Origin of the sequence: Runella sp. MFBS21, from assembly GCF_029433105.1 — a bacterium.
Lineage (GTDB): Bacteria > Bacteroidota > Bacteroidia > Cytophagales > Spirosomataceae > Runella.
The window spans coordinates 670,204-691,717 of sequence record NZ_JARNTW010000003.1; the positions used below are offsets into that span (position 1 = coordinate 670,204).

16 protein-coding genes are annotated in these 21,514 nt (G+C 42.6%); 5 read left to right on the top strand and 11 right to left on the bottom strand.

Going from position 1 to position 21,514, the window contains the following annotated elements:
• Positions 1–16: 16 nt before the first annotated feature.
• Together P1X15_RS10345 and ctlX are read left to right on the top strand one after the other, a co-directional pair.
• A complete protein-coding gene (locus P1X15_RS10345; RefSeq protein ID WP_277338053.1) occupies positions 17–1,462 on the top strand; it encodes an arginine deiminase family protein in 1,446 nt (481 codons plus the stop codon).
• Between the two features lie 336 nt (positions 1,463–1,798).
• Positions 1,799–2,740 carry a citrulline utilization hydrolase CtlX gene (gene ctlX, locus P1X15_RS10350; protein ID WP_277338072.1) on the top strand — a complete coding sequence of 314 codons (942 nt, stop codon included), beginning with the start codon at positions 1,799–1,801 and terminating at the stop codon, positions 2,738–2,740.
• A gap of 55 nt (positions 2,741–2,795) precedes the next feature.
• Here the strand turns inward: ctlX and P1X15_RS10355 are convergent, their stop codons facing one another.
• Both P1X15_RS10355 and P1X15_RS10360 read right to left on the bottom strand, forming a co-directional pair.
• Entirely contained in the window at positions 2,796–4,466 is a 1,671-nt protein-coding gene (locus P1X15_RS10355) for a D-alanine--D-alanine ligase (RefSeq protein WP_277338054.1), read from the bottom strand.
• Positions 4,467–4,564: 98 nt separating this feature from the next.
• Positions 4,565–5,185, bottom strand: a complete 621-nt coding sequence (locus tag P1X15_RS10360) for a DUF4230 domain-containing protein (protein WP_277338055.1) — start codon at positions 5,183–5,185, stop codon at positions 4,565–4,567.
• Positions 5,186–5,403: 218 nt separating this feature from the next.
• Between P1X15_RS10360 and P1X15_RS10365 the strand changes: the two genes are divergently transcribed.
• Both P1X15_RS10365 and P1X15_RS10370 read left to right on the top strand, forming a co-directional pair.
• Positions 5,404–7,089, top strand: coding sequence for a CTP synthase (locus tag P1X15_RS10365; RefSeq protein WP_277338056.1), 1,686 nt, complete (start codon positions 5,404–5,406; stop codon positions 7,087–7,089).
• Positions 7,090–7,263: 174 nt separating this feature from the next.
• The gene (locus tag P1X15_RS10370; protein WP_277338057.1) at positions 7,264–8,253 is read left to right on the top strand and encodes a ScyD/ScyE family protein; all 990 of its coding nucleotides are present in this window, start codon (positions 7,264–7,266) and stop codon (positions 8,251–8,253) included.
• Positions 8,254–8,436: 183 nt separating this feature from the next.
• Here P1X15_RS10370 and P1X15_RS10375 read toward each other — a convergent pair whose 3' ends face one another.
• The 9 genes from P1X15_RS10375 to P1X15_RS10415 form a co-directional block, all read right to left on the bottom strand.
• Complete coding sequence (locus P1X15_RS10375; RefSeq protein WP_277338058.1) at positions 8,437–9,729, bottom strand: TolC family protein; 1,293 nt, start codon at positions 9,727–9,729, stop codon at positions 8,437–8,439.
• A 48-nt stretch (positions 9,730–9,777) separates the two neighbouring features.
• Positions 9,778–12,879 carry an efflux RND transporter permease subunit gene (locus P1X15_RS10380; RefSeq protein ID WP_277338059.1) on the bottom strand — a complete coding sequence of 1,034 codons (3,102 nt, stop codon included), beginning with the start codon at positions 12,877–12,879 and terminating at the stop codon, positions 9,778–9,780.
• Entirely contained in the window at positions 12,876–14,096 is a 1,221-nt protein-coding gene (locus tag P1X15_RS10385; RefSeq protein ID WP_277338060.1) for an efflux RND transporter periplasmic adaptor subunit, read from the bottom strand. Before P1X15_RS10385 ends, P1X15_RS10380 begins: the two co-directional genes overlap by 4 nt.
• 154 nt (positions 14,097–14,250) lie before the next feature.
• Positions 14,251–15,498 carry a hypothetical protein gene (locus tag P1X15_RS10390; protein WP_277338061.1) on the bottom strand — a complete coding sequence of 416 codons (1,248 nt, stop codon included), beginning with the start codon at positions 15,496–15,498 and terminating at the stop codon, positions 14,251–14,253.
• Between the two features lie 33 nt (positions 15,499–15,531).
• The gene (locus P1X15_RS10395; protein ID WP_277338062.1) at positions 15,532–16,791 is read right to left on the bottom strand and encodes a hypothetical protein; all 1,260 of its coding nucleotides are present in this window, start codon (positions 16,789–16,791) and stop codon (positions 15,532–15,534) included.
• Between the two features lie 7 nt (positions 16,792–16,798).
• On the bottom strand, positions 16,799–17,443 hold the full coding sequence (locus P1X15_RS10400) for a bifunctional 2-polyprenyl-6-hydroxyphenol methylase/3-demethylubiquinol 3-O-methyltransferase UbiG (protein ID WP_028666999.1): 645 nt from the start codon (positions 17,441–17,443) through the stop codon (positions 16,799–16,801).
• Positions 17,444–17,551: 108 nt separating this feature from the next.
• Positions 17,552–18,067, bottom strand: a complete 516-nt coding sequence (locus P1X15_RS10405; RefSeq protein WP_277338063.1) for a shikimate kinase — start codon at positions 18,065–18,067, stop codon at positions 17,552–17,554.
• Between the two features lie 41 nt (positions 18,068–18,108).
• Entirely contained in the window at positions 18,109–19,197 is a 1,089-nt protein-coding gene (locus P1X15_RS10410; protein ID WP_277338064.1) for a BT_3928 family protein, read from the bottom strand.
• A 95-nt stretch (positions 19,198–19,292) separates the two neighbouring features.
• Positions 19,293–19,844, bottom strand: coding sequence for a DUF1599 domain-containing protein (locus tag P1X15_RS10415; protein ID WP_051211104.1), 552 nt, complete (start codon positions 19,842–19,844; stop codon positions 19,293–19,295).
• Between the two features lie 72 nt (positions 19,845–19,916).
• Between P1X15_RS10415 and folP the strand changes: the two genes are divergently transcribed.
• Positions 19,917–20,756, top strand: coding sequence for a dihydropteroate synthase (folP, locus tag P1X15_RS10420; RefSeq protein ID WP_277338065.1), 840 nt, complete (start codon positions 19,917–19,919; stop codon positions 20,754–20,756).
• Positions 20,757–21,514 lie beyond the last annotated feature (758 nt).

Below are 21,514 nucleotides of genomic sequence, written 5' to 3' on the forward strand. Positions count from 1 at the left end.
CTTCTTTTTCTTTTTTATGGATTCCAATCATCAGCTAAACGTTTCGTCGGAAGTGGGCACTTTGCGTCGACTTCTCATTCATAGTCCAGACAGAGGACTGGGCAAGGTCGTACCCTCAAAAGCCCAAGATTGGCTCTTTGAAGACATTGTACATCTCGATACCATGCGGCGCGAAGAATATGATTACTATGTAAAGATTTTGCTCTATTTTCTTGACCCTGAAAAGATTAAAGGAAAAATCAAAGAAATAGATGCCGATGCTTCGCGGTCTTTTTTTATTCCTGACAACCCCGCCTATTTCAATTCCGACAAGGTAATTGATATTCAAAAATTACTGGCCGAAATTCTGGAAGATGACACTGTAAGAACCAAACTTATCGCTTCTATTTGCGCCGTCGAACGATGTTCTTTCAGGATTCAACAAAAACTAAAACAGTATTCGTCAGTGGAATTGGCAAAAATCCTCATCTCTGGCTCTCTCCCTGACAAGTCGATGATTTTTGCGCCTCTTCCCAATTTCATTTTCACACGCGACATCGGGATTGTCATCAACAATCATATTTTGCTCAACAAACCCGCCAAAACCGCCCGCACCCGCGAATCTCTCCTCACCCAGTATATTTTCTTTTATCATCCCCAATTTGAGAATTATCGCGACCATATCATCGAAATCCCTGACAATGAGCATCATTTTTTGCTGACTGATGATGAGCTCAAAAGCGATTATCACCGCTCTACGCTCGAAGGTGGAGATGTGATGATGGTAGCACCACGGCATTTGTTGATTGGCTGTAGTGAGCGTACCACTATCTACGCCGCCCAACAAGTAATGAAATTGCTGTTTGAAAAAAATGTAGTAGATACCATTACGGTTGTCAAAATCCCCAAAAAACGGGATTATATGCACATCGACACGGTATTTACCCAAGTAAAACGTAATGTATGGGTACTGCTCGGATCGATAGCCCGCCAAGGTGACGAAGCCAAGCAAAAGGATGTATTGCACTTTTTTGCCCCAAAAGAAAATCCCGACCGACTCCAAATCATGCAGTTTAATAAAGGTTGGGAAAACAAACCTACTGAGATTGAAAACCTAGAGGATTTGCTGGCAGATATTAGCAAAAACGACCTGGGTTGCAAAGACCCCGTGAAGTTTATCTATTCAGGCAACAACGAATTTCCTTTTGGTGCCCGTGAGCAGTGGACAGATTCTTGCAACTTACTGGCACTCAAAGACGGCGTGGTGATTGGCTACGACCGCAATGACAAAACCCTCGAAGCTTTTAGGGCAGCAGGCTTCCGCACAGTACGCGCCAAGGATTTATTGGAGGAGTTTGAAGCGGGTATTTCCTCGCCCGATACCCTCTCCGATACTTTTATCATGCTTCCGTCGGCAGAGCTTTCGCGGGCGCGTGGTGGCTCTCATTGCATGAGTTTACCTATTTTAAGAGACGGATTTTAAGGCTAAATTGGTTTTTATTGATTAACTTTAGGATGAAAATAAGTATTTTTAGTACAATGATTTTAATATGTTGTTAAGTCAATAGTTTTATTTTTTGCTCGCAGAATTGCGCTGAATAACACAAGCGCAGATTTTCGCCGAAAAAGGGGGGTATACAACCAATAATCATCTGCGATTTCAATCTGGCGCCAATCAGCGGGTAAAATTTAAAGAAATTTAGCTAACAGTGCATTTAATATCCTGTTAATTAAATAATTAGAAAAACTTTCAAATTAACGTATTTAACCGACATTGTACAAAGTATTAATTCCTTAAAAATCAGAAAAGTAAGATATGATGTCCCACAAAATGCAACCCCAAGCCACATCACACATCTTGATGATTCGACCCGTGCGGTTTGGATTTAATGAAGAAACGGCCCCAAGCAACGCTTTTCAGAATGCACCACTAGCCGCCCAAACCAAAGATGTAACCCAAGCAAAGGCACTAGAAGAATTTGAACTTATGACTGCACAGCTAACTGCAGCCGGCATTGACCTTTTGGTATATGATGATACCGCCGAACCTTACACTCCCGATTCGATTTTTCCTAACAACTGGATTTCTTTCCACCAAAGTGGTAAGGTAGTATTGTACCCTATGCAAGCCTCCAATCGCCGTTTAGAACGCCGCTCGGATATTGTTGAAGACCTCAGGACTCGCTTTCATGTAGAAGAAATCATTGACTTGACACATTTTGAAAACGAAGGTAAATACCTCGAAGGAACGGGGAGTATGGTATTTGACCGTCGTTACAAAATTGCTTTTGCGTGTTTGTCGCCCCGTACTCATAGCGATGTATTGGATGCTTTTGCCGATGCTACTGGTTATAAAATCGTCAAATTTAATGCTACCGATGCCAACGGCCAAGCAGTATATCATACCAACGTATTGATGTGTATCGGTGATGCGTTTGCGGTAGTGTGCTTACAGGCTATCGCCGACCCTGACGAACGCTTGCTTGTACGCGAAGAACTTGAAAAAACGGGTAAGCAAATCATCGAGATTACCCTTGAGCAAATGAATAGCTTTGCGGGCAATATGCTTCTAGTTTATAACAAACGAGGCGAAAAACTACTAGTGATGTCAACCCAAGCGTTTGAGTCGCTGACTCCTAAACAACGCGACGAAATTGATGACTATGCCGTACTGCTCCACGCCGACTTGTCGATCATAGAAGCCAACGGCGGTGGCTCAGCACGCTGTATGATGGCCGAAGTACATTTGCCCGAAAAATAATAGATTTTTGGGGTGCTGTGCGTAAATAACGTCATACCCACAGCACCTTCCTATTTTATCCTACAAAACGACGCGTAATATTTTTTGCCTTCTCACGCGTTTCGATAATCAAAGGATGCACAGGCTTATCTACGCCTTCCAACACATCTTCTATCGTATCCTTAAACAACAAGCCAATCGGAAGTTCATAGGTAGTTCCGTGGGAGGTTTTGAGTACGGCGACGGGTTTTACGGCTCCAGTAGCCGACAAGCGACTGTAAGCTCTGCGAGCTTCCATATAAGCCTCTTGGGTCGCTTCAAACTCCACTGCTTGGGTAGGGATGCTAGCTACTTGCTGCGCAATTTTATCATCAAGTCCTTTTAAAAGTTGGCGTAGATGTACGGTATCTTTTCCGGTACGAATTCGCTCGCGCAACGACTGACGAATCAGATAAGTAATAGCATGGGTTACGTCAAGGCCAATCTCAGCCATTTGCTTAAAAATCAACGAAGTAGGCGACATACCTGGCAGAGTATTAGGATCATGCAGCAATACGCGCCCGTCGGGGGTCAAGAAACCATCAATGCGCGCTACGACATTCATTCCCAATTTTTCGAATACCAAAGCGATATTGTATTGGATTTTTTGGTTGTTTTCGAGCGTGGTAGCGATGGGGATAATCTTCCGCGTCACATTGAGTTTGTATTTTGTTTTAAAATCAAAAGTCTGACTTTCGTCCATTTTGGCGATTTCGGTAGGAGGCAAAGCGATGACCGTTCCGTCATCATCTTGTACTACCCCACACGAAAACTCCTGCCCTACCATAAACTCTTCCAGAAGTACTTGGTCTTCGGCATTGATACTCAACAGTGAGTAACTCCCTTCTGATAAGCTCTCTAATTTTTCCAGCAAATCCACAGGATGATAAATGGTTTCGCCTGTTTCTTGAATTACGACCGGAAATCCGATGCTTTCATCGAGATTGCCAATACGCTGCACAAAAGCGTGTTTTTCGGTAGCACCCCAGCTTTTCCAATCGTCAGCCGAAACTTTCAACACAAAAAAGCACTGATTCATGGCTTTGGTGAAAGCTCCCAAATCATCTTCTTTCACAATTGAGACCCCAATAGATGAGCCTTGATGAGGTGCTTTGACTACAATGGGTAAGCCGAGATATGCTTTAGCCTCTTCAAAAATGGCTTGTTCATCTCCTCCACTCCACTTTTCCCAACGTACCACTTGCATTTTTTTCTGCTGTCCATTGGCGCGCGCAATCTGCTCATTTTGCAAAATTTTATCAATACTCACCGCCGAGCCCAATAGCCCCGGTCCCATGTAAGGGATTTTGTGCCATTCGAGTAATCCCTGAATCGCGCCGTCTTCACAATCAGGCCCGTGCAAAATAATGAAAGCAAAGTCGAAGTATTTTTTGAAATCTTGGGGTTGGATGGGAGTTCCGATAGCATGCATCAATGCCTCCAACTCCTGAGGGGCAAGTTGCTGCTGTAGCGACTCAATATACACCTCAAATCCGTCTTCTTTGAAGGCTTCTCCTGGATAAAAAGCCCTAATACTCGCGTGATAAAGCTTTGTCTCGTCGGTAAGAATAAAATTTCCGAGGCTGTCAACAAACACCAATACGGGTTGAAAGAGATATTTGTCCATGTTTTCGAAGGCAGTTTTTCCGCCTGCGTAAGAAATTTCGCGTTCACGCGAAGGGCCACCAAAAAAGATTCCGATACGCACAGTTGTTAATGAATAATAAAGGTGAATAATAGGTTGGAAATGGGCGTTTCCGCTTTCAGATGCGAATATACGCAATGAAGGGATTTTATTCTTGGATTTTATCGCGGTGCCGGAATCGTTCCTTTCATTCGATACTTCAGCACGACTTTTTTTCCTGATACTTTTTCCAAAACAGGCTTTAAAATCTGATTAGCATTTTTTTTGGTTTGCTCCAAAATCCCCATCTCAAGCGCCGAATTTTGAATCTGCTTTTCGGCTTGTCGATACGCCGCCTCCACGAGTTTGGCTTGCTCCGTAAAAGCATATTCGGTATTGTACACCTTTGATTTTGAGTGATCTATTTTATAACTACAAAGCTCAGGCTCTGGAAGATGCACCACTACGGTGTCGGCTTCTGCACTGACATCAGAAGTGGTAATTTTGGTTAAATCTATACAACCAATCGCCTCACCTTGTACAATCAACACGGCCTTAGGATTAGGAAACCACTGCACAATTTGCTCATGCTCGACAATATCTTTGAAATTATAACGAACAAGCTCAAGTTTTCCTAAAGCTTGCACTTCCTCCAACACCATGGCATGGGTGGTTTGGGTATCTTGTGTTTCGCCTAATGAAAACCATTTACCCGTTTTTAAGCTCTCCCAAACACTAATAACCCCGAAAATTAGAATTACGAAAATACCCAAACGAAATAGCAAACGAAGCCCAGTGGTCATAATATTGAAAATTTGAAAAGTAAAATTACAAAAGTTGGGGATATACCTATCCGAATCCTATTTTTAGAAATATATTAAAGAATTTTATTAAATTTATTACCACTGTTTATCAGCGACTTATCTACCTCTCTCAAAATCATCTGTAAATCTTATAGCAACACAGAGCGAATTTTCTGTACCTTTGTATCCCGTAATCAGTCAAAAAAAATCCATTCGTCATGGCTGCTAACGGGCAAAAGACCGCAAAATATATCTTTGTTACAGGCGGTGTAACATCTTCTTTGGGTAAGGGGATTATAGCCTCTTCACTTGCAAAACTCCTTCAATCACGGGGATTGTCGGTCACTATTCAAAAATTCGATCCGTATATCAACGTCGATCCAGGCACACTCAACCCTTACGAACACGGCGAGTGCTATGTCACCGACGACGGAGCCGAAACTGACCTTGACTTAGGTCACTATGAGCGTTTTCTGAATGAGCGTACTTCACAAGCAAACAACGTCACTACAGGGCGCATCTACTATGATGTAATCATGCGTGAGCGTCGAGGCGATTTCTTAGGAAAAACCGTACAGGTAGTTCCGCACATCACCGACGAAATCAAAAAAAGAATGCGTCTGCTAGGTGAATCGGGCGAATACGACGTAGTCATTACCGAAATCGGGGGCTGCGTGGGTGACATCGAATCACTTCCTTTTTTGGAAGCAGTGCGTCAGCTCAAATTTGAATTAGGCGAAAATGATGCCCTCGTCATTCACCTGACTCTTATTCCTTACCTTAGTTCGGCAGGCGAGCTTAAGACCAAACCTACGCAGCACTCGGTTAGGATGTTACAAGAATCGGGGATTCAGCCTGACATTTTGGTATGTCGCACCGAGCATCCACTTCCGCAAGATATGCGCAAAAAAATCGCGCTTTTCTGCAATGTACAAGCAGCCTCAGTCATTGAAGCCTTGGATGCCTCTACGATTTACGATGTGCCTTTGTTGATGAAAAAAGAACGTCTCGACCAGCGCGTTTTGTACATGCTCGACATCTACGACGACAAAGACGTGGACTTAGAAGCATGGCAAGAGTTTGTGTATCGTCTCAAAAACCCAAAAAACAAAATTCGGATTGGGCTAGTCGGTAAGTACGTAGAGCTACATGATGCTTACAAATCCATCACTGAGTCATTTATTCATGCGGGTGCAGTCAACGAATGCAAAGTTGAAATCGAATGGATTCATTCAGAGCACCTTACCCCCGAAAATGCTGCCGAAAAAATGGCGGCTTTGGATGGCGTATTAGTCGCTCCGGGATTTGGTGAGCGAGGCATCGAAGGTAAAATAGCGGCAGTTCAGTACGTACGAGAAAACAATATTCCATTTTTTGGCATATGCTTAGGAATGCAAATGGCGGTGATTGAATATGCCCGTAATGTACTCAAATGGTCTGATGCTCACTCTACAGAGATGGACAGCGATACTTCTCACGCCGTGATTAGTATGATGGAAGATCAAAAAAATATTACCAACAAAGGAGGTACGATGCGCTTAGGGGCTTATGCTTGTAAACTTCAGCCCAACACCTTGGCCCATAAAATCTATGGCAAAACCAACATTAGTGAGCGTCACCGCCACCGCTATGAGTTCAACAACGAATTCCGCCAAGCGTTTGAAAAAGGAGGATTGGTGCTATCAGGTATTAACCCCGAAAATGATTTGGTAGAAGTGATAGAGCTACCCAAACATCCTTACTTCATCGGAGTACAATACCACCCCGAGTTGAAAAGTACGGTGATGGCTCCTCACCCCTTGTTTGTGCACTTCGTAAAAGCGGCTTTGGCCAATGCACACCAAAAAAAAGAAGTAGCGCAACTACTCGCCGCCGAAGAAAATGAATTGGTGTCGGAACAATAAGTAAGGAACCTTGGTTTACCACACCAAAGCGTAATATTTCGCTCCCTCAAGTTCATTGAAATATTGACAAAACCCTCATTGGTTAGTTGTTAGTCTCCCATTAGAAATTGGAAACTAACAGCTAACGAACTGCTCGCCCATTCTTTACAATTTTAATACAAATCAAATCACGTTATGAAAAAGCAAGTTTCCTTATTATCTGCACTAAGTTTTTGTTTATTGTTAGGCTGGATTGTGGCATGTAGTGAAAAAGAAGAGCCAACTCCCGAGCCAACTCAGCTTACTGCTACCGATTTTGTAACACAACTACGCGCTCCTATCGGTTTTAGTTTGGACGACAAAGGGCAGCTTTGGGTCACCGAAGCCGGAACGGGCAAAAACGACGCAAGTGTGGTATTGATTACCCCACAAGGCACCAAAACTACGGTAGCCACGGGCTTTCCTTCCGTCATTTCCAACGGCTCTATCGAAGGTATGAGTCATCCTTTGTACAAAGATGGTAAGCTGTATGTGCTTCATGGTATCAGTGGCACCCTCTATACCCTTGAAGTTGCGTCTTTCAAATCTGGCGATGCGGCACAAAGTTTGGCTTCTATCAAAAAAGAAGACGTAGGTACTTACATTCGCAGCCTAAACCTTACCACTCCCGTCAACTCCAATGTATTTGACCTGACGTTTGGACCTGATGGCAATTTGTATATCGCTGACGCGGGTGCAAATGCCATTTTTAAACGCGACAAAACGACGGGTGCGTTGAGCCTTTTTGCTAAACTACCCGATGCAGCTACAAAAGTAGAAGCCGTTCCGACCAGCATTACTTACGACGGTACCAAGTTTTTGGTAACTACGCTTAGTGGCTTTCCGTTTACGGCAGGCAATGCTAAAATTTATCAAGTCACAACCGACGGGGCTGTAAGCGAATACAAAACCAACTTTACGATGCTTTCGCACTTGGCTTTATCCAAAAACAACAAACCCATCGCTATTCAATTAGCAGAATTTGGACCTACTGGGTTTGTACCATCAACAGGCAAAGTGGTAGATGAAACAGGCAAGGTTTTGATAGCCAACATCATGATGCCTACGGATATCGAACGTAGCGCCAATCGTGAATTCTACATTCTTAGCTATGCTCTGGGTACCATCCAAAAATTAAGCTATTAAAACAAAAGTCATTTCACTGGGATTCCAAAGCCTTTAAAATTGAAAAAAGCTTTGGAATCTTCTTAAGATGAGCGGAGGGTTTTGTCAAAAATATTTTTCCTTTTTCCACCACAAAAAAAGACTTACCCAAAGGCAAGTCTTCATTAGAAAATAATAGGCTAAGGGTGGAAAAGTACTGTTTTTTTATTTCAAATCATTAGCCAATCTCAACAGCTCTATTTCTGCCGCTTTGGCTGCAAAGCTGAGATTAATCAGGCTATAGCCTGCATTTTCAAAACTTTCTTGTGCTTGCCGTACTTCCAAAATCGTAGCTTGGCGCAATTGATAACGCTGTAATACTACATCAAGCAACTGCTTCGCCAAAGCCACATTTTTCTTTTGTTCTTCCATTTGCTGAAGATTGATACTATAAGCTTGATAAGTTCTTACGACGGTATTGTTAAGATTTCGCTTTATAATATTTTTTTGTAAACCTGCATTTTTGGTATTGACTTCAGCAGCGTATTGTTGACGTTTAAAAATTGTACCATTATAAATAGGCACCGCCAACGAAACCCCCACAAAAGGGCCACTATTTTGGTTTAGTAAAAGCTGCCCTGCTGTCTGTTGGTTTCGGTTGTAGTTGTACCCTAAGTTGGCACGAATCGTCGGGTACCGCAGTGCCGCTGTTTCTTTTACAAGTTGTTGCGCAATTTTGATTTGATAGTCAGCCGCCATCAGCTCCGCATTCCGATTTACATTTTTCAAAATATCATCGAGCGCGATGTCTTTATCCACCAAAATAGTATCTCTAATCATCAGCGAAGTGTCGGCTGAAATATTGAGCAACAATAACAAATCCGTTTTGGCCTGAGCGATAATTAATTCTTGCGATTTGCGATTTTGTAGCAATGTATTCAAATCAATCTGCGATTGGTACAAGTCGGCGTTGTTGGCCATACCTACGCTTTGCTGAGCCTTCACAATTTCAAGTCGTTTTTGAGCTACATCAATCGATTGGTCGAGCGTTTTTACGTAAATCTGCTGACGAATAATATCATAATAGCCCGTCATCACACTTGCAATCGTATTCTGAACTTGGGCGTTAAGAAACTGCTGGCTCTGCTGTTCGAGCTGCTCTAGGCGGTTTTTAGTGGCTTTTACTCTTTTACCGTTATACAACAAAATACTTCCCGTCACATTGGAACCCAATTGATTAGCAGCCGCCCCATCGCGCTTGATTACTACCCCCGTATTCAGTTTTTGGTTTACGTTGGTATATTGTTCGTTATCGTTGAGGGTGGCTGTCACGGTAGGCAATCCTCCTGCTACTCCGATATGATTATTGTTTTTGGCGACATCTACATTGTTTTTTAGTACTTCAATTTCGAGACTATTCTTCAGGGCAATATTAATAGCATCTGAGAGAGAAAGCGTCTGAGAATATAAGACTTTACAAATGAGAAAAGAAAAAAATGTTAAAGTGTATTTCTTCATTTTGAAGATATTTTTTACAGAAAATTTCATTCAGCAAACGGGCCTATATCAATGTACTTCTGCTATTTCTGGCTCGTTTACTTCTTCTTCCTGAATCTTTTTATGCTCGCCCGATACAAACGTATAAACCGCCGGTATCACAAACAATGTTAGAATAAGTGAAAACAAAATACCACAAACCACCACGGTACCTAAAGGCACACGGCTCGTACTAGCCGCTCCCAAACTCAACGCAATCGGCAATGCCCCCAACGAAGTAGCTAAGCTAGTCATCAGAATAGGGCGCAAACGTTGCGTAGCAGCATCAATAACAGCGTCTAGTTTTCGTAAACCTTCTTCACGGCGAATGTTGGCAAATTCTACAATCAAGATACCGTTTTTGGTCACTAGTCCAATCAACATAATCATTCCAATCTGCGAAAAAATATTGAGGGTTTGGCCAAATACCCACAAACTCAACAAAGCTCCCGCCAATGCCAAAGGCACCGTAATCATGATTGTGAAAGGGTCGATAAAGCTCTCAAACTGAGCAGCTAACACCAAATAAATAAGTACCAATGCCAAAGCAAAAGCAAAGAGGATGTTGGAGGAGCTTTCGGAATAATCGCGCGAAGGCCCCGAAAGCGCGGTTTGATAGCTTTCGTCAAGTAACTTGGCAGAGATTTTTTCCATAGCCGCTATACCGTCCCCAATCGTATATCCTTCAGCAAGCGAAGCCGAAATGGTAGCAGCCTTGTAGCGATTGTAGTGATACAAGGTAGAAGGACTCGTACTTTCTTCTAGTTTGATAACCGACATCAACGAGATATTTTCTCCCCTCGAATTTCGTACATATAGCTTCTCAATATCTTCAGGTTTGTTGCGGTCGTTGCGTTCTACCTGCGCAATCACCTGATATTGGAATCCATTTTGAATATAATACGCCAAACGCCCACCACTAAAAGCCGCCTGTATCGTGGCTATTACGTCTTGAGTACTTAAGCCTAAGTCTCTGATTTTCATCCTATCGACCGTAAGCTGAAGTTCGGGGCGGTTAAATTTAAGGTTCACATCCACGTTGGCAAAGGTTTTGTCATCGCGGGCTTCATCCAAAAACTTAGGAATGATATTTCTTAATTTATCCAAATCTTGGTTTTGGATAATAAACTGAATCGGCAGCCCCCCACGTGAGCCTTGCCCTACGGCAATCGTTTGCTCTTCTACCGCAAAAATCCGCGCTTGATTAAATCGGGCAAGCTTACGTTGCAAACTATTGACAATTTCTGTCTGAGAACGGGTACGTTCGGTAGGTGGTACCAAAGCCATCCGTGGCGATGCGGAGTTGGTACCTCCTCTGCCTCCCCCTCCCCCAGGCGTACGCACAAACACAAAGTCTCTTTCTGGAATAGAATCGTACAAGAAAGTGCCTAATTCGTCGGCCATTTGCTCCATAGCACTATAGCTTGTTCCTTCAGGGGCGGTCATATTGAATCGAATACTACTACGGTCTTCTAAAGGGGCTAGTTCGCTTTTGAGCGTTCCCATACAAAACCAAATGATACCACCACAAGCAAGTACAATCACCCATGCCATCCACCTTATTTTCATAAAGCCCTGCAAAAGGGAACGGTAGCCATTTTCCATGCCTTGGAAGAAAGGTTCTGTTTTGCGATAAAACCACCCGTGCCCGGCATTTTTACGACTCAAATAAACATTTAATACTGGCGTAATGGTCAATGAAACAAAAGCCGATACCAAGACTGCTGCCGCCAGTGAAACGCCAAATTCGCGGAACAAACTTCCGACAAAACCTTCTAAGAAAATCACTGGTAAAAATACCACCGCAAGCGTAATGGAAGTGGAAATAACCGCAAAAAAGATTTCTTTGCTTCCTTCAACCGCCGCCTTGCGTATAGGAAGTCCTTGTTCGAGTTTTTTGAAGATATTTTCGGTCACCACAATCCCGTCATCAACCACCAATCCCGTCGCCAATACAATCGCCAACATTGTGAGGATATTGACCGAAAACCCTGCCAAATACATAATAAAAAAGGTGGCAATCAGCGAGATAGGAATATCAATAAGCGGGCGAATAGCAATGAGCCAATCACGGAAGAAAAGGAAAATCACGACTACCACCAAAATAAAAGAGATAATCAACGTCTCTTCTACTTCAGCCAATGAAGCTCGAATATTTTTGGTATTGTCGAGTGTGACCCTAATCTGAATATCACTTTTATTGCTTTTTTCAATTTGCTCAATACGCTTATAAATCTCATCGGCAATCTTGATGTTGTTGGCACCAGGCTGGGGAATAATCGCCAATCCTACCGCATGTAATCCATTAAATTTCCAGCTTTGTTCCAAATCCTCTGGCCCTAACTCTACTTTGGCCACGTCTTTGAGGCGCACAATCCCCAAGCTATCTTCTCTAATAATCAAATTCCGAAATTGCTCTTCGGTCGTAAGACGCCCTAGTACTCTAATAGTAAGGTCAGTATTGTTACCATAAATTTTTCCCGGCGGCAACTCCACGTTTTCATTGTTGAGCGAACTACGAATATCCGAAAAAGCCACCCCGTACGCATTCATTTTATCGGGATTAAGCCATACCCTCATGGCATAACGCTTTTGACCAAAAATATTAATAGAACTTACCTCATCCACCGTTTGGAGCTGCTGTTGAAGTACATTTTCGGCATAATCACTTAATTCAAGCAAACTTTTGGTATTACTTTGAATCGCCATCAACATAATAAAATCACTGTTGGCATCGGCCTTGGCTACTACCGGAGGAGCATTGATGTCTTGGGGTAAATTTCGCGAAGCTTGGCTTACTTTATCACGTACGTCACTAGCAGCTGCTTCCAAGTCAACGCCAAGGTTGAATTCGACGCTGATTTGGCTACTTCCCAAAGAGCTAGAAGAAGTAATAGTCCGAATACCCGGAATTCCGTTGATTTGTTTTTCGAGTGGCTCCGTGATTTGACTTTCGATAATATCGGCGTTGGCACCAGTATAAGACGTACTGACCGAGACCATCGGAGGGTCAATAGCGGGATAATCCCTCACCGCCAAAAAAGAAAGTCCAACTGCGCCAAAAATAATGATGACTAAGTTGAGAACTGTGGCCAACACGGGCCGTTTTATTGATAGCTCGGAGATATTCATATGCTTACTACTTTTCTTACTTTAACCGGTTTGTCAGGTTTTGCAAACAATACCCCAGTCACCACAATCGAATCGCCAGGGGTGATACCCTTGGTGATTTCGATGTTGTTGTCGTTGCGTAGTCCTGTTTGTACGTTCACAAAAGTGGCTTTCCCACCTTTTACTACAATCACTTGGTTGTTTCTATCATCAGGTATAACGGCACCCGTAGGAACCATGATAGCGCTTTTGTCGGTACTGCTGCCTACAAACACCTTTGCAAATGCGCCAGGATTGGCCGAAGCATTGTCTAGCATAGCCCTTACGGAGAGGTTGCGGGTTTGACGGTTTACTTGAGGCTCTATCGCAATCACTGAAGCCCTTTTCATGGTGGTATCTTTTCCGTCTAATCTTACTCTCACCACGCTTCCGATTTTTACCAAATACCCAAACTCATCGGGAAGTGTAAAATCTATTTTCATTTTACCGAGCTGCTGTAGCGTTGCAAGAACGGTAGCAGGAGATACATACGCTCCTGGGCTAACTCTCCTAAACCCAAGTGTGCCACTAAAAGGCGCTTTCACTACGGTCTTATCAATAAGAGTTTGGGTATACTCAATATCGGCTTTGAGGGTATTGACATTGTTGAGAGCCACGTCATAATCACTCTGGTTGATCCCATTGACTTCCAACAATTTTCGGAGGCGTTCTTCGGTTTTGGTAGCAATCTCCAGCTGCACCTTAGTCCGTTGGATTTGAGCTTCTAAATCAGCGCTATTGATACGTGCCAATACCGTACCTTGGGTTACGTATTTTCCTTCTGGTACATTAAGGTAGGTAAGTCTACCGCTTACTTCAGGTTGCAAATCGGTAGTTTCGTTGGCTATGACACTCCCATTTGCTTCAATGATATTTGTCACAGATTTAGGAGAGGCTACGAGCACATCTACCACGGTAGGTCTATCAGGCTTTGCTTCGCTTTTTTCTTTTTTTTCTTTGCAAGCACTCAAACTAGCTAGAACTATAGACAATATAATGTAAAAAGAGGATGTTTTTTTGGTCAGACAATACATCAATATATCATTTAAGCAGTCAATTAAATCCAATGAGGTCAACGGCAACGGAGTCGTACCTACCCAATCAGTACAAATGTAATAATTAGCATAAGACAATGTCGGGTATTCAGACCCAAAAGCCCTAAAAGTGAGAGCAACTACCCATATCTTGCTACCAAACATTTGAAGTCACCTGATATACTCCTATTTATGGGTTCTTTCATATATCATGGTAGCCATTTCTAAAAAAATGCCTTTCAACATCTTAAAAGAAACTGTATTCTCAAACAAAAAATAACGAAAAATGTTTGTTAAGCTAGCCTAAATTCCTCTACAATCACACTAAACGTAGAGACTTTTGCCAGACCATTCGAAGAAAATAAAAAGTACATATGACGACTCCTATTTGCAGAGCATAATCGAGCAGATAAAGAGGCTGCGCCCATACATCGCTAGGGACGCGATAGTAGGGGCTTTTGAGTCGCCACCACAAAGAAGGCTGAACAATGGATAAAGCATTGAAAATCAAGAACCAAACCACTTCTCGGCGATTTGCAAAATCAACCCAAATGAAAGTCAATGGCAGTAAGAAGATAAAAATATAATTGCTGTAGGCACTTTGCTGAGCTACCATCATCGTCCCGAAAATCATCACAAAAGCCGCAGAAAAGGACAAGCGAAAATCTAAATTTCGTAAACGATAGGCCGTCAGAGCACCTATACCCGTAGTAAGTAAAAGCCCTATCCAATTCCAGGCTTTTGCTCCCGCGCCCAGCACATCGAAAGTAAGCGGATTAAGCACGGAGAGCCAGTTGGGAGCCCGTAGGGTGGCAGCCTCGTGCAGGGGCTGCTCAAGCCACTCCCACTCGGTATAATGATACAATACGCCTAAACATAGCAACCCAAAAATCACCGCTGCCGAGAGCCATTTAAGTGGCTTCGGAATCAACAGCAAAAGCGCCGGCCCCACTAGTATAAATACCGCTTTGGTCAATAAAAACCCAATCACCAGCCCTACCCCTACCAAAGCTACCTGACGCGTACGCTGCCACAGCAGATAGGTTGCTATCAAAGCTAGCCACATCCACTCGTCTTCTTGCCCCCCAAACACACACAATACCAAAGCCCCTGGTAAAAATAAATATATCAAACTCCGATAAAGGCGCTCATGGGCATTGACAACTGGCTCATAAAATCGATTGGTAGTCCAGAGCGTAAGCCCTTCTATCAAAATCATGAGCAAGATGATGGCTTTTTTGTCAAGCCAAAACCACAATGCCAGCCCATTGATGTAAGGGAAGAAGGGCGAATACATACAGTAAAAATCCCGGTATACTGTTTTTAGCTGAACCGCTTCTTTGGCTTGATTAAAAAAACCGTCTAAATCCGAAAACGGCGTAAAATCTAAAACAATAAAAATAAGCACAAAAGGCAAAATCCGAGCTACCATCCAAGCCCCGAGTAGCACAAGTCGGGGGTTTTGGCGCTGAAGCCAAGGCAATATCGACGTCCGGTACCACACTAGCCCTCCTACGACAAGCGTACAGAGAAGAGCAATAATCGTCTTGGCTACAACTACAAACATGCTTTTGGGGCTAACTGACAGCAAACGACCGTTTTAGTGCACAACACTTTCACGGGCTTTTTGATATACTTTTATAAAATACCAACCATAACAAACTACATTGAGGATTTGGAGAGTATACTCCAACAAATACAAGGGTGATGTCAAAATCGATGCATCATCGTAAGTAGGACTTCCTAAATGAGTGAATAAAAAAGGCTGCACGACCAACACCGCATTGAAAAACAAAAGGATCAAAACATCTTTGCTTTTTTTCCAGTCCACCACTTCCAGTACCAAAGGCAGCATGTAAGTAAATGTATAATAGCCCGGCGAAGTCGCCTGAAAGATGGTCATGGCAATGAAAGTCGACAAGAAGGCTATCGGCAAACTCCGCGTAAGTGACCACCGCTGCGCCGGGTACGTCACCCACATAGCTGTGGAAAGGGTCACTAGTACTCCTATCCAACTAAACGTAGATAACGTAGGAGTATGTCCTAACATCGCCGTCAACAACGGGCGCGCTATCGTAAAGAGATTGGGAGTGAGGAGATTGGTAGTCATCTGAAGCGGCATCAAAAAATCCAGCTTCATGATAGAGAAAAGTAACGCGAGCGTTGGAATTCCTACTAGCGCCATGCCCAATAAAAATCCCCAACGTTTTTTTAGCAATAACCATAACGGAAACAACCAAAAACCAAAAGTGGCTTTGATAACAATCAAACCCACCGAAAAACGAACCCCTAGTGGCAAGCCATCGTTTTGGGTTTTGTGATAATAGTACAGCATCCATACCGCAATCCCCCAAATCCAAATGTCTTCTTGGCCGCCCAATAGAACCATTACCATCGGCGCGGAGAGTATCAGATAAATCGCTACCGACTGCAAAGCACGAGCATAAAACTTACGATAAGTATGGTAGGTACCCCAAATAATCGCTGCTTCTACCAGCACCATCAACAAAACGATTGCTTTGGAACTATACCACAGCCACAAAGGCAAGGTAATAATATAAGTAAAAAGAGGTGCGTGATACGAGACAATATCCCTGTATACCATGCCACCTTGATAGGCGACAGAAGCTTTGCCCCAAAAAAAAGGCACATCGCCACGCGGCGTAAAATTCAATAAAACATAAATCGCGACAAAAGGAAGTAACCTAAACAACAATATCCCTAACCCAATGACCTGATTTCCTTTTTGTTGTTTCTCCAATTTTTCCCAAAAACCTTGGGCATTAGCACTCCACCAAACACCCACGGATGACGCTATCACCAAGAGCAATTTGATGTAAAATACGGTAATTGTTGACATCGTAAACTTATTTCTCCCCTACTATTAAAAACTGCTTGCCGAGCACCCACCATGTAAAGGGCATCGCCAAGTATAGTTTTACTAGCAACGGATGCACGGGAAGCCCTCCCCTAAACGAAAGCGGCAAAAAACGTGCGTGTGATTCATGAATTTTAAACCCTGCTCCGTACAAGTGCTCCTCTACCCCAAGCTCCGAAAGGACTACAGTATGATCCGCAAAATCGAAGTATTGGCGATAGCAATACTTAAAATTGGGTCCAATGATACCTATTTTTCCGCCTGGCTTAAGGCATTTATACATCCTTTCCAAAAAAAATGCCACTTCTTCTTGACTATGAAGGTGTTCGAGAAAGTTGGAAATGAAAACCGCATCAAAATAATTTTCGGGCAGCTCTACTTTCAAAATATCACCAATAATCAGATTCACTTCTGGGCTAGCGTAATTTTTGATAGCTTCTACAATGTCTACCGTCCATTTTTCGGGTGAAGGTACTGCATTGATAAACTCGCACATACCTCCTGCCGAATCCAAAATTCTTTGAGGTTTCCCTAATTTTTTGTAAAAATATTCGGCAATTAGTGTCCAGATTACTTTCTTTTTTTCGTGGGCAACTTGCTTAAAACGGTACTCGTAAATTCTATCGTAATTCATTGCTTGTGAGATGAGGGCTTTTGATAACGGAAACGCAAAGAAACCACCCTTTGTAAGATTTTACAAATGAAAAGGGATAATTCCCACGCAACAAATGATTTAAAGGAATCAGATTGTTACGATATCTTTCAAAACATCCAAAAGATGACTTACTTTGAGAGATTCTCCTTGCAATATAATATCAGCCTGTGTATAAAAAGAACGGCGATCGTGGTACTTCTGCTGAAGATTGGCAAGCAGCTGCGCATCTGCTTTTTGGTAGGTGGGCCGGTCGTCGGACGAATGTTTCAGAATACGGTCTACGATTTCTTCGGGCGATACATCCAAAAAGACACTAAGGCCGTTTTGTTTGATATAATTCATATTGTCATGAAAACAGGGCACGCCTCCTCCCGTAGCTATAATAAGCTTAGAATCAGGGCGAATAGCACGCAAAATGCGGGCCTCTACTTCTCGAAAATAAGGTTCGCCTTTTTGAGCAAAAATATCGTTGATACTCATCCCTGTTTCTTTTACAATCAGAGAATCCATATCTACAAAACGATACCGAATATGACGGGCAAGCTGCTTACCAAGGGTAGTTTTGCCGGATGAAGGCAGTCCCACCAAAAAAATATTTTTCATTGATTCAAAAAACGCTTCAAAAGAAATTGTCATAATAAGGCTTACAATTTCTTCAATACACCTTCCTTGTCGGGGGTGGTATTGTAATGCCACTTACCTTTCACTGTTCCGTCTTTTAGCAACCACACCCCCGGATTCGAACGAGAGATGGTTTTTAAGACAGTGCCATCAGCAAAGAAATAAGGTGCTTCGAGGGCGTAGGCTTTGGTGATTTCTTGGATTGCAGCATCGCTCATTGAAGTCAAAATCAATGGCTCCACCTCTGACCCTTTGAACGAATTAATCAAAGTACGGATTTTGGCCAAACTCGCCACGTTGAGATCTGGACCATTTTTGATAATGACGATGAGTTTTTTGCCCTTAAAAGTCTCCTGTGTAAAATCTCCCTCGTTATTCCAAACTTTGTAATCGGTGATTTTGGGCTTGGCCTCTTCATTGATGAGTACCATCTCCTTATATTTATAAGTAGTATCGGTCGGAAACTTCTCAAACTCCTCGGTTTTTCCGTCTTTTTCCATGATATACTTGTAACGAAGTGGCTCCGAAGGCTGCATCAATTGCGGGATATTGTTGCCTATTTTATAAGGTAAAAAATCAATTGGAGGAAGATATCGAATCGCATAAAAAGCCAACGCCACCGAAAAAATCGCCGAAAATCCCACCAATGACCCTGTCACAAAACTCCGATATACTTTTCGTTGCCATATGATAAATATAATCAGTACTAGTAGTATGATGTCTTTGGTAAATGAAGTCCAAGGCTTGAGTTTTAGAAAATCTCCAAAACAGCCGCAATCTGTGACTTTGTTGTAATAAGCCGAATAGAAAGTCAGGAACGTAAAAAACACAATCAGTGCCAACAATACCCAGCTCACTTGCTTCAAACGCCACGAAACAAGCAAAGCCACTCCCAAAATCACCTCAGCGGCACACATTAGTACCGAAAAGTACAAGGCATAAGGTACCAAGCCCATCCAAAAATCGTGCAACACTGGAAAATCAGTAGCAAATACCTCGAAATACTCTTCAAGTTTGATTTGGGTTCCTACGGGGTCATTGAGCTTGACAAGTCCTGAAAAAATAAAAATGCCACCTACCAAGAAGCGGACGATATGGGCTAGGATTTTCATTAATGGTTTGGTTCTTTAGATTCTAAAGCGACTATTATTTTGTTTGTAAGCCTCAAATTTCAAAAATCACGCCAATAATACGTGTTAATGAAAAGTTAAGCAGCCAATCCCGATTTTATCAAACAAAAAACCGAGTAATTGATTATATCTTGATAACCCGCCTTTACACCTTCCGAAATGAGGGTTTTACCGTCATTGTCTTCGATTTGTTTGATTCTAAACAATTTCATCAAAATAATATCCGTCATGCTACTGATGCGCATATCACGCCAAGCCTCGCCATAATCATGGTTTTTGTTGAACAACAATTCGTATACTTCGCTCATCTGTTGGTCGTACATTTCGGTAAGCTGCTCTGCGCTAAAATCAACCCGCTTGTCGTCGCCTAACTGAATTTGAATCAGCGCCATGACACAATAATTGATAATGCCCATAAATTCGGGGATTTCGCCCTCGTTTACTTTCGAAAAGCCATTTTCTTGAAGCGTACGGATACGTTGGGCTTTGATAAAAATCTGATCCGTAATCGAAGGCAGTCGCAAAATCCGCCACGAAGGACCATAGTCTTTATTTTTTTTCGTAAAAATATCTTTGCAACGAGTAATTACACTCCGATATTCGCGCTCAGTTTGAGTGAGGTCAGTCATGTTTTTGAGTTTCACTTCAGGCGATAGTCGAGTCGAATCAGACTATCTATTCGTTTATTTGGCCGCTAAATTATGAAAAAAACGCTGAACATCGGTGGTAAATTACTGGACTTATCAATACCCCAAGTCATGGGCATCCTCAATGTCACTCCCGATTCATTTTATTCGGGCAGTAGGGTGTTACAACTAGAAGACGCCTACAAAAAAGCCGAAAAAATGCTCTCCGAAGGGGCCAATATATTGGATTTGGGAGGGCACTCCACTCGCCCAGGGGCCGATGCCGTAAGCGAAACCGAAGAAGCTAATCGTGTGCTTCCGGTCGTAGAAATGCTCCGCAAGCATTTTCCGAGGGCCATTATCTCGATTGACACCTTCCGAGCGTCGGTAGCTCGCCAAGCCATCGAAGCAGGGGCGCACATCATCAACGACATCGCCGGAGGCAACCTCGACCCGCTTATGTTTGAGACGGTGGCCGCCCTTCAGGTGCCCTATATCCTGATGCACAGCCGAGGCACCCCCCAAACTATGAAAGACTTGAATCAATACGACGACCTTGTGACGGACATCATACGGGAGCTACAAGCCAAAATCTATGAATTGCAGCAGCTAGGCGTCAAAGATATTGTAGCCGATATGGGTTTTGGATTTGCCAAAAACGCCGACCAAAACTACATACTACTACGAGAGCTAAGAGCATTTGAGATTCTCAACGTCCCTCTGTTAGTGGGTGTGTCGCGTAAGTCGATGATTTGGCGAAAACTCAACATCACTCCCGACCAATCCCTCAACGGCACCACCGCTCTCAATACCGTGGCCCTGCTCAATGGCGCAAGTATCTTAAGAGTACATGACGTAAAAGAAGCCGTAGAAACCGTGAAGTTGATACAGCTTCTCCATGAAACTCATCCCTAACATCTACTACCCAAAGTAAAGACTAAATAGGAGATTTGTAAATAATAAAATAGGTCATGATTTCAAATAGAGGTGTTTGAAAATCATGACCTATTTACATAAAAAACCCAGAGATTCACTTCACTTTCTTCTTGGCCTCCAGTGTTTAGTTTACGACAATCCTATTCGTTCTTTTTGGTATATTTTCTTCACAAAACACCTATCTATTTTTTTCATCTAAAAACACTCTTAATTGAAACTAACCATAAAGTCTATTTAAGGGGTAATGAAATACCACTCTGTGATAGTTGTAGCACTGTTTCCAAAATTTCGATGCGCTTCATGCCTAATAAAAAGCGCCAATATCTTTCCAATAAAAAATTCTTTTTTACCATTAACCTCAAATCACTGAATACCAAAACCTTACGAAATATTCCATTAGACTGTATTCTTTAGAATATTTTATAATAAATATTTATGCGTAACATTGCGTAGTTTTTATACTTCAACCTCTCATTTAATTTTTTATGTTTAAAAATTTTACTACCACTTTTGTTTTATTATTTACCATTTACGGTGGGGTGCATTGCAAATTGTCGCCTTCATGCCGCATTGTTTAGATGCTTAAAATTGATTTGGAGCACTTTCTTTTTGACTTCGCACCACCTATCCGACTCATACCTTGTTCGTAACTTAAGCATTGCATCCACACCGGTCTTGGCCCATCTCTGACCTGATAGTTTCATTCGTGACTGTATAACTGTTCGGTGTGCGGCCTC